Here is a 10,097-nt window from a genome sequence, read left to right as displayed (position 1 = left end):
CTTTGGTGGCGATGCCCTTGACCTCCTTGTCGAGATTCTGGTCGACGAAGGATTTTGTCACGAACGAAAATGTCTTGCCTTCGGCGTCCTCGAAAGTGGTCGTCTGCTGGTCGGTCAGCCTGGTGTTGTCGGCGGTGACGATCTGGGTGACGAAGCGGAATTTCACCGTATAGCCTTCGCAGGCCGAGCCATTGAACTCATAGACCATGCGGCCGGATATGCCTGTGATGCCGGACTGATCGGACGCTTTTTTCAAGGTAAGATCGTAGACGGCGCGGTGGGCTTGCAACGCCGGCGCTGCGAAGGCAGGGCCTATCGAGAAGACCCCCGACAACAGGACGGCATGGAATGCGAGGCGCGTTGCGCGCATGAGGTACTCCGATCGTCGCGACTGATGGCAGGCCGCAGGGAAAGATGGTCCAGCTTAAAAAAAGTCGTGGCGGAAGCGAGGCAAAAATAGCAATTTCGGCCCGGCCGGCGCGGCGTCACCAAGCAATAGGGAAATACCATGAGTGAAACAATCGAAAAGCGGCTAAGCGATCTGGGTGTGACGCTTCCCGTCGCCGCCGCGCCCGCCGCCAACTACGTGCCCTATTGCCGGACCGGCAATCTGCTGTTCACCGCCGGACAATTGCCGCTCAAGGACGGCAAGCTGCAGGCGAGCGGGCTGTTAGGTCGCGATCTCGATACCGCAGGTGGCAAGGATGCGGCAAAATACTGCGCGATCAACATTCTGGCGCAGGCCAAGGCAGCACTCGGCGACCTCGAGAAGATTAGCCGTCTGGTGAAGATCACCGTTTTCGTCGCCTCGACACCTGAGTTCGCCGAGCAGCATCTGGTTGCCAACGGCGCCTCCGATTTCCTGGTGGCGGCCCTTGGCGAGCGTGGCAAGCATGCGCGCTCCGCCGTCGGCACCGCCTGCCTGCCGCTTAATGCCGCAGTGGAAATCGAAGCCGTCTTCGAAATCGAATGAGCCAGGGGACAGATATGACCGACCTATCCTGGCTGACCGCCCGGCCCGTCGCCCATCGCGGCTTCCACGACATGAACAAGACGCGCTGGGAAAACACGCTGTCAGCCTTCGCTGCGGCCGCCGAACGCGGCTATGCCATCGAATGCGACGTCCACCTGTCGTCCGACCGCGTTCCTGTCATCATCCATGACGGAGATCTCAAGCGCCTGACCGGCCAGGATGGTTTCGTCTGGCAGCGCACCGCAGCAGAACTCGCGGCGCTCAGGGTCGGTGGCACGGCGGACCATGTGCCGACGCTGCAGGAAATGCTCCACCTGGTCGACGGCCGCGTGCCATTGGTGGTCGAGTTGAAAGGCACGCCCGGCTATGACGAAGGCCTGGTGGCAAGCGTCGGCAAGATGCTCAAGCGCTACAAGGGCAAGGCGGCGATCATGTCGTTCGACCACTGGCTGGTCCGCGATTTTCCGAAAGACGCGCCGGGTATCCCCGGGGGTCTCACCGCCTACGGCAAGGACGTCGGGCTGATCGAGGCGCATTTCGCCATGCTGGCGCACGACATCGCCTTCACCTCCTACGCGGCCGGCGACCTGCCGAACCCATTCGTCAGCTTCGTGCGCGAAAGGCTGAAAATGCCTGTTATCACCTGGACGGTGCACGACCAGCCGGCGGTCGACCTGACCTTCAGATATGCCGACCAGATGACGTTCGAGGGGTTCGAGCCCGATCTGGTCAAAGTCGCCTGAGTGTCTGAAACGTGACTTGTACCAGGCCGGACGGAGCTTAAATAAGCCTCATGGATCAGGGCGACGAGGGTGACGGACAAACGGCCAATGCTGACTATTCGATCCGCGTCGCCGCCGGCATTGGCGCCTTCACCTGTGATGAATGGAACGGCTTTGCCGGAACCGCGCGCGGAGATTCAGAAACCAGTTACAATCCTTTGGTTTCCTTCGCTTTTCTAAGCGCACTCGAAGATTCTGGATGCGCCGTGCGGCGCACCGGCTGGCAGGGCCATCACCTCAGGCTGGAGGACGGGCAAGGCAGATTGCTGGGCGCGGTGCCCTGTTATCTCAAATCGCACAGCCAGGGCGAATATGTGTTCGATCATGGCTGGTCGGATGCCTTCGAGCGCGCCGGCGGCCGTTACTATCCCAAACTGCAAAGTGCCGTGCCGTTCTCCCCGGTCACCGGCCCTCGCCTGCTGGTCAGCAAAGGCGAGGACAGCGCCAAAGTGAAGGCCGGTCTCGCGGCGGGCCTGAAGGCGGTGACGCAAAAACTCGGCGTCTCTTCCGCGCATGTCACCTTCGCGCAAGAGAGCGATGTGGAAGTGCTGGAAGCGGCAGGCTTCCTGCACCGCACCGACCAGCAATTCCATTTCTTCAACGAAGGTTTTTCGACCTATGACGACTTCCTCGCCACCCTTGCCTCGCGCAAGCGAAAGGCGATGAAGAAGGAAAGGCGTGAAGCGCTTGCCCCAGGCATTTCGATCGATCGGCTGACCGGCAAGGACCTCACGGAGAAGGCCTGGGACGATTTCTTCGCCTTCTACATGGACACCGGCAGCCGCAAATGGGGCCGGCCCTATCTCAACCGTCAATTCTTCTCGCTGATCGGCGAACGCATGGCCGACGACATCCTGCTGGTGATGGCCAGGCGCAATGGCCGCTATATCGCCGGCGCCATCAATTTCATCGGTTCGGACGCACTCTATGGCCGCAACTGGGGCTGCATCGAGGACCATCCTTTCCTGCATTTCGAGGTCTGCTATCACCAGGCGATCGACTTCGCCATCGAACGCAAGCTGAAGGTTGTCGAGGCAGGCGCGCAGGGCGAGCACAAGCTGGCGCGCGGCTACCGGCCGGTGATCATGCATTCCGCGCACTACATTGCGCACCCCGGCCTGCGCAACGCCGTCGCCGACTACCTCAGGCGCGAACGCCACGAGGTGGAGCGGATGAGCGAATATCTGGAAGAGCACACCCCGTTCCGCAAGGATCTGGAGGAGTAGCAACAGGGCTGCCTTGACGAGCAGGGCCGACTTCGTCCGATCGTCTTGCCGATTTTCCACCGTTTCGCTACACGAAAGGCACAATCCGGAGCGTTCGCCATGACCGAGGCCGCCTACGATACCGACAACATCTTCGCCAAGATCCTGCGCGGCGAAATTCCCTCGCACCGGGTCTACGAGGATGACGCTGTCATCGCCTTCATGGATGTGATGCCGCAGGGGCCGGGCCACACGCTGGTGGTGCCGAAAGCGCCGTCGCGCAACCTGCTCGACGCCGACCCGTCAATTTTCGGCCATCTCTTGAGCGTCGTTCAGAAAGTGGCGCTGGCGGTGAAAAAGGCCTTTGGCGCCGACGGCGTCACCATCATGCAGTTCAATGAGCCGGCATCGGGGCAAACCGTCTATCATCTGCACGTACATGTCATTCCGCGCTTCGACGGCATCCCGCTGAAGCCGCACACGGGAGGAATGGAGAAGCCGGAGGTGCTGACCGAAAATGCCGAAAAGATCCGGACTGCACTCGAAAATTGAGAAACGCGAGGTCAGCCGATGTGGCGGACCGGGTAGCGCCGTTCAGCCGAGAAGACGATTCTAGTGCCCGGGCGGGCCGGCGCCGGGACTCAACCGTTTGCAACTCTAATCGTCTGATTAGGAAATATTGAACCGTCTCACGGTAAAATGGTAACGGCGTGGCGAGCTGGGCTTCAAAACCATGGAACATTCGGTTGCGGCATCGGCCCCACTGACGGGGGCTATTGTCGGACGTGCTTTTCCTGGCATCTTGGCGGATGCCTTTTGGCGACACCGGCTGCTGCACGCTATGGCTACCGCTGCGCTGCTTCTGGCAAGCGCAGTCGGGTGGCACACTGGAAACATGCCGGATTTCGGCGTTCTGGCGGAATACGCCGAGTATCTTTTCATCGCCTTCTGGATTTGCGGCTCAGCCCTTGCACTTGGGACGCTTTTCCACCTTGCGCTGGTCCAGCGGGAAACCGAACCGCTGCACACCTTCCTCAAGTCACTGGGTAGATTCTTTGGCGATGCCGAACGCATTGCCAACAGCCTGAATGGCCTGGGTGCGGGTCTTGCCTTCATATCCGCGATCGGTGTGTTGAAGGGAGCCATTGCAATCCTCTCTCCGTTCGCATGGGACAAAGCATTGGCTCACGCCGATCGCATCCTGCATTTCGGTCGAGCCCCGCACGAATGGTTGTGGTTTGTCGTCCAGTCGCCGCTTGCATTGAAGATCATCAACATCGCGTACAATTTCTGGTTCGTCGTGCTCATCACCGCGGTTTTCACCGTGTGCATCACACGCAAGGATACGAAGCTGCGTCACCAGTTCCTGATGAGCTTCATGACGGTGTGGACGCTGGGTGGCTTCTTCCTCGCGATGGGCCTGTCGTCGGCTGGCCCCTGCTTTTACGAGCGATTGGGGTTCGGCAACGACTTTCACCCCCTCATGCAAGCACTTGCCGTTGCCGATCGCGTCTATCCGATCTGGGCGCTCAGCACGCAGGATATGCTGTGGAGTGGCTATACCGGCGCAACTACCGGCAGCGTCGGCATATCCGCCTTCCCATCCCTGCACGTTGTGATGGCGGTGCTGTTCGCCCTCTATGCAACACGGCGGTCTCGGCTGGCCGGTCTTGTGATGTGGTTATTCGCCGGCGTCATTATGGTCGGTTCCGTCGTGCTTGGCTGGCACTATGCCTTGGATGGCTATGCGGGTGCATTCCTGATGATCGCGATCTGGAAGGTGTGCGGATATTTGCTGACCCGTTTCGCGCCGGACCGCATGGCCGCTGAAATCGAGAGCTCCACGATGCAATCGCCGGCCGTTTGCAGGCTGTAAATTCGCCGATCTGGACGAACCCGCCTGCGGCGGCCATGCCGGTCAAAACGGCTCAAGGGCCGCGCTGGATGGGTTGGATAGTTTCTGAAACGTTGTTGGATACGGTGCTTGCCGAAGCTGCTCTGCGATCGTATCCGCGCACTGCTTCGGGCTCAGGAGCGAGGTATCGACTTCCAGATCGTACACGCCTGGGCGGTGGACCTCCTCCTGCCACAGGCGCACGGGCAACGGCACCGGATCGTCTGATGAGCCGGTCACATATCTCTTGTCCGCCGCGCTGGCGGCACGCCTTTCCATGATGATTTCCAGCGGGCAGCGAACACCGACAAACAGCACCGGCAGACCTACAAGCCGGCGCGCGCAATCAGCCACAATGTGAAGTGGTCTCGAATAGGCGTCGTGATGGCCGATATCCGCCACGACATTCAGCCCCAGCCGGCTGTGGGCGGCGATCGATTCGTAGAGCGCGGCGTATAGTCCGGGCACGAGGGCCTCAAGGTCCGGACGCTCGCCACCGGGCCGCAATCCTATCCCGGGCCGATAGCGTGCCGGCGTAGCCTGCTCGTAAACGTCGACGCCGAGATTGATCCAGACGCCATCGAAGCGCTCCTGAACAGCTCTGGCGATGCTTGTTTTTCCCGATCGCGGCGCACCGTTCAGGATGATGATCTGGCCGCTCATGCCCCTCCTCCTTGCAAACGAAAAAAGCCCCGTTTCCGGGGCTTTCAGACTGCTGACAAACCCCGTCGATTTTCGGCGGGGTTTTTTGTTATGTGATTGAAGTGTCTTGGACTGTTTGTGTCAGGAGATTTTGACAAGAGGCATTGAGCCTCATGCGCGGGCCGGCTTGGGTTTCGGGCACAGGCAAAGGGCGATCTTTTTGATGTTCTGGGCGGCGGCGGCGATCAGGCACTGGCAGGCGACCTTGGTGAGACTTCGGAACCGCGCATAGCGGTGACCATGCAGTTGCTTGGCGTCGGCGAAGGAGCGCTCGACGGTCTCCTTGCGGCGGCGGTAGATAGCCTTGCCCCATGCGGTCAGCCGGTTGGCGTCGGTGCGCTCCTTCGCATCGGCCCAGGCATGGCGGATGATGGTGCGTTGGGCCTTGGCATTGCTGGTGCAGGAGGCAAGCAGCGGGCAGTCGCGGCAGATAGCCGGGTCACTCTTGTAGTGGCGGTAGCCATTGCGGTCGGTGGTGGCGTAGGCCAGCATCTGGCCCTGTAGGCAGCGATAGCCATCAGCCGCCGGCTCATGGGTGAAGGAGGACGGACCCATCATGCCGGGCTTGGGCGGTCTGGGGCGACGATAACCGGTGACACCGCGGATTGCCCGATCCTCCAGTCCTTTGGCGATGCCTGCCGTGGCATAGCCGGCGTCCAGCCCGACGGCGCCGACATCAAAGCCGAAGCGCTGCACCTGCCGATCGAGCCTCGACAGGTAGACGGTCGAATCGTGGACGATCGCCGTCGTGTGCGTGTCGGTGATGATGGCGTGCGCCGCATCCACCGTGCGATGGTCGAGATAGAAAAAGCCCTTCGGCTTGCCCTCGCGCACCATGTAGCCGCTGTCGGGGTCGGTGCGCGAGACCTTGGTCTCCTTAACCGCAGGCCGCCGCTCCTTCTGCTTCAGCGGCTTCTGGCCATGCAGCGCCCGTTCGGTGTCGATCGCACGATCGAGGTCGGCCCAATAGTCGGCCCGCGACTTGGCGATCATGGCAAGATCGTATTTGCCCTTGTTGGCGTTGGCCTTCAGATGGGTGGAGTCGGTGTACAGCACCGTGCCGTCGACCAAGCCCGCCCGGATCGCCTGCTCAACAATGCGGTCGAAGATCGCCTGCGACACGCTGGTGTCGTCGTAACGACGCCGCCGGTTCTGGCTCAACGTCGAGGCGTCGAACACCTTGTCCGTCAGCTTCAGTCGCAGGAACCAACGATAGGCGACATTGACCTCGATCTCGCGCACCAGCTGCCGCTCCGAGCGAACGCCAAACAGGTAGCCGATGAACAGCGCCTTGAACATCAAGGTCGGGTCGAGTGGCGGGCGGCCATTGTCGGGGCAATACAGCGGCGCGGTCAGATCGTGGACGAAGGTGAAATCGATCACACGGTCGATCTTGCGCAAAAGGTGATCGGCAGGAACCAACTGATCCAGCGTCACCATCTCGAGCGCGGTCTGTTCAGGGGCGGGTCGCTTCAACATGACCCAGTGAATCAAAAACCCCCAGCAAATGCCAGGGGTTTGTCAGCAGTCTGAAAGCCCCGTTTCCGGGGCTTTTCGACTTTCCTCAAGGTCAGTTCTTTCTGGGCAGTTGCGGGACGAGACTGCGCTTGCCGCCGTCCTTGCCCTTGGCTTCGGGCTTCTGCGCCACCAGCTTCTTGGCCGCCGGCTTCTTCGCCACGGCCTTTCTGGGCTTCGGCGTTTCTTCCGGCTCTTCCTTCTTCGGCTTCACCGGCGCCTCGTCGGCGAGCGATTCGAGCTTCAGGCCGGTCTCGCCGGTTTCCTTCTTCTCGACGGTGACGCGCACCGTGCCGCCCTTCTTGAGCTTGCCGAACAGCACCTCGTCGGCCAACGGCTTCTTGATGTGCTCCTGGATCACACGGCCGAGCGGCCGCGCTCCCATGCGCTCATCATAGCCCTTGTCGGCGAGCCAGGCGATCGCATCCGCCGACAGGTCGAAGGTGACGCCACGCTCGGAAAGCTGGGCCTCGAGCTGCATGACGAACTTCTGCACCACCTGATGGATGACCGGCACCGGCAGCGAGCCGAACGGGATGATCGCATCGAGCCGGTTGCGGAACTCCGGCGTGAACAACCGGTTGATCGCCTCGACATCGTCGCCTTCGCGCTTGGTCGAGCCGAAGCCGATCGCCGCGCGCTGCGCATCCGACGCGCCCGCATTGGTGGTCATGATCAGGATCACATTGCGGAAGTCGATCTGCTTGCCGTTATGGTCGGTCAGCTTGCCGTGGTCCATCACCTGCAACAGGATGTTGAACAGGTCCGGATGCGCCTTCTCGACCTCGTCGAGCAACAGCACGCAATGCGGATGCTGGTCGACGCCGTCCGTCAGAAGACCGCCCTGGTCGAAGCCGACATAGCCCGGAGGCGCGCCGATCAGCCGCGAGACGGTGTGGCGTTCCATATATTCCGACATGTCGAAGCGGATCAGCTCGACGCCGAGCGACGCGGCCAACTGCTTGGCAACTTCGGTCTTGCCGACGCCGGTCGGACCCGAGAACAGGTAGGAGCCGATCGGCTTCTCCGGTTCGCGCAGGCCGGCACGCGCCAGCTTGATCGCCGAGGTCAGCGCGGTGATCGCGGTGTCCTGGCCATAGACGACGCGCTTCAGCTCGATATCGAGGCCCTGAAGCACCTTCTCGTCGTCGGCCGAAACCGTCTTCGGCGGGATGCGGGCCATGGTGGCGATCGTCGCCTCGATCTCCTTGATGCCGATGGTCTTCTTGCGCTTGGCTTCCGGCACCAGCATCTGCGAGGCGCCGGTCTCGTCGATCACGTCGATCGCCTTGTCCGGCAGCTTGCGGTCGTTGATGTAACGTGCCGACAGTTCCACCGAGGCCTTGATCGCCTCGTTGGTGAACTTCACCTTGTGGAACTCCTCATAATAGGGCTTGAGGCCCTTCATGATCTCGATGGCGTCCTCGATGGTCGGCTCGTTGACGTCGATCTTCTGGAAGCGCCGCACCAAGGCACGGTCCTTCTCGAAGAACTGCCGGAACTCCTTGTAGGTGGTCGAGCCGATGCAGCGGATCGCACCCGATGACAGCGCCGGCTTCAACAGGTTGGACGCATCCATGGCGCCGCCTGATGTCGCCCCTGCCCCGATGACCGTGTGGATCTCATCGATGAACAGCACGGCACCGGGATAATCCTCGAGCTCCTTGACGACCTGCTTCAGCCGTTCCTCGAAATCACCGCGATAGCGCGTGCCGGCGAGCAGCGTGCCCATGTCGAGCGCGAAGATGGTGGCGTTGTGCAGCACTTCGGGAACGTCGCCCTCGACGATGCGCTTGGCCAGGCCCTCGGCGATCGCAGTCTTGCCGACGCCGGGGTCGCCGACATAGAGCGGGTTGTTCTTGGAGCGGCGGCACAGCACCTGGATGGTGCGGTTGATCTCGGATTCGCGGCCGATCAGCGGGTCGATCTTGCCGGCCTTGGCCTTGTTGTTGAGATTGACGCAATAAGCCGTCAGCGCATCCTGCTGCTGCTTCTTCTTGCCGCCTTCCTCTTGCGGCTCGGCGCCGTTCTGGCCGCCCTGCTCGTCGTCCGCACCGCGCGGCGAGCGTGTCTCTGACGCGCCCGGACGCTTGGCAATGCCGTGCGAGATGTAGTTGACCGCGTCGTAGCGGGTCATCTGCTGTTCCTGCAGGAAATAGGCGGCATGGCTCTCGCGCTCGGCGAAAATGGCGACGAGCACGTTGGCGCCCGATACTTCCTCGCGGCCGGACGACTGCACATGGATCACCGCGCGCTGGATGACGCGCTGGAAACCGGCCGTCGGCTTGGAGTCCTCGTCGTAACCGGTGACGAGGTTGTCGAGCTCGGTGTCGATATAGGTGAGAACCGTATGCTTGAGCTCATCGAGATCGACATTGCAGGCTCGCATGACGGCGGCCGCCTCGGTGTCGTCGATGAGCGCGAGCAGCAGATGTTCTAGGGTTGCATATTCATGGTGCCGCTCATTGGCGAGCGTCAGCGCCTGGTGAAGCGCCTTTTCCAGGCCTTGGGAGAAAGCCGGCATGTTACCTCACTTCTTCTCCATCACGCATTGCAGCGGATGCTGATTCTGTCGGGCGAAATCCATGACCTGGGACACTTTGGTCTCGGCCACCTCGAATGTATAGACCCCGCACTCGCCCACTCCATGATTGCGAACATGAAGCATGATGCGGGTGGCGGCTTCGCGATCCTTCTGGAAAAAACGCTCCAGCACGTGAACCACGAACTCCATCGGAGTGTAGTCGTCGTTGAGGATGAGGACCCGATAAAGGCTGGGCTTCTTGGTCTTGGTTTTGGTGCGCGTGATGACGGCCGTCCCACGGCCGGCCCCATTGCCGTTACCGTCGCCGTCTTGCATTCGCACCACGCGTCTCGTGGCAGTCAAACCTGAAGTCACGTATTCCTGCCTCTTTCGATTCCCCATGCGAGTTCGACATGTAGGTGTTCGATGTACGATTTTAAGCCCTTCTGGTTAGCTGACAATATGGCTAGGTCACCAAACTTGGACGATTTTCGCAATCGCG

At 61.2% G+C, this 10,097-nt stretch carries 10 protein-coding genes; 5 read left to right on the top strand and 5 right to left on the bottom strand.

Annotation, left to right across the window (positions count from 1 at the left end):
- Positions 1–370, bottom strand: a 370-nt coding sequence (locus EN906_RS11500) for a DUF1849 family protein (protein ID WP_127375181.1), incomplete at its 3' end; no start/stop codon positions are given.
- A gap of 138 nt (positions 371–508) precedes the next feature.
- Here EN906_RS11500 and EN906_RS11495 point away from each other — a divergent pair.
- From EN906_RS11495 to EN906_RS11475, 5 genes are all read left to right on the top strand, one after another.
- A complete protein-coding gene (locus EN906_RS11495) occupies positions 509–973 on the top strand; it encodes a RidA family protein (protein WP_127269018.1) in 465 nt (154 codons plus the stop codon).
- A 14-nt stretch (positions 974–987) separates the two neighbouring features.
- Positions 988–1,716, top strand: a complete 729-nt coding sequence (locus EN906_RS11490; protein ID WP_127269017.1) for a glycerophosphodiester phosphodiesterase — start codon at positions 988–990, stop codon at positions 1,714–1,716.
- A gap of 50 nt (positions 1,717–1,766) precedes the next feature.
- Positions 1,767–2,981, top strand: coding sequence for a GNAT family N-acetyltransferase (locus EN906_RS11485; RefSeq protein ID WP_127272503.1), 1,215 nt, complete (start codon positions 1,767–1,769; stop codon positions 2,979–2,981).
- Between the two features lie 99 nt (positions 2,982–3,080).
- The gene (locus tag EN906_RS11480) at positions 3,081–3,512 is read left to right on the top strand and encodes an HIT family protein (RefSeq protein WP_127271001.1); all 432 of its coding nucleotides are present in this window, start codon (positions 3,081–3,083) and stop codon (positions 3,510–3,512) included.
- A gap of 181 nt (positions 3,513–3,693) precedes the next feature.
- Positions 3,694–4,836, top strand: a complete 1,143-nt coding sequence (locus EN906_RS11475; protein WP_236383050.1) for a phosphatase PAP2 family protein — start codon at positions 3,694–3,696, stop codon at positions 4,834–4,836.
- Positions 4,837–4,878: 42 nt separating this feature from the next.
- Here EN906_RS11475 and EN906_RS11470 read toward each other — a convergent pair whose 3' ends face one another.
- From EN906_RS11470 to clpS, 4 genes are all read right to left on the bottom strand, one after another.
- Positions 4,879–5,517 carry a chloramphenicol phosphotransferase gene (locus tag EN906_RS11470; protein ID WP_127270999.1) on the bottom strand — a complete coding sequence of 213 codons (639 nt, stop codon included), beginning with the start codon at positions 5,515–5,517 and terminating at the stop codon, positions 4,879–4,881.
- A gap of 150 nt (positions 5,518–5,667) precedes the next feature.
- Positions 5,668–7,035 (bottom strand): IS1182 family transposase, encoded by a 1,368-nt coding sequence (locus EN906_RS11465; RefSeq protein WP_127267801.1) that lies wholly within the window; start codon positions 7,033–7,035, stop codon positions 5,668–5,670.
- A gap of 91 nt (positions 7,036–7,126) precedes the next feature.
- Positions 7,127–9,595 (bottom strand): ATP-dependent Clp protease ATP-binding subunit ClpA, encoded by a 2,469-nt coding sequence (clpA, locus tag EN906_RS11460; RefSeq protein ID WP_127258970.1) that lies wholly within the window; start codon positions 9,593–9,595, stop codon positions 7,127–7,129.
- Positions 9,596–9,601: 6 nt separating this feature from the next.
- Positions 9,602–9,931: an ATP-dependent Clp protease adapter ClpS gene (clpS, locus tag EN906_RS11455; RefSeq protein ID WP_164777150.1), complete on the bottom strand. Its 330-nt coding sequence runs from the start codon at positions 9,929–9,931 to the stop codon at positions 9,602–9,604.
- Positions 9,932–10,097: the final 166 nt, after the last annotated feature.

It is taken from the genome of Mesorhizobium sp. M7A.F.Ca.CA.004.06.1.1, assembly GCF_003999135.1.
In the GTDB taxonomy this organism is placed as follows: domain Bacteria; phylum Pseudomonadota; class Alphaproteobacteria; order Rhizobiales; family Rhizobiaceae; genus Mesorhizobium.
Note: the sequence above shows the minus strand (reverse complement) of the source record. Positions and strands in the feature narration are given on the sequence as shown.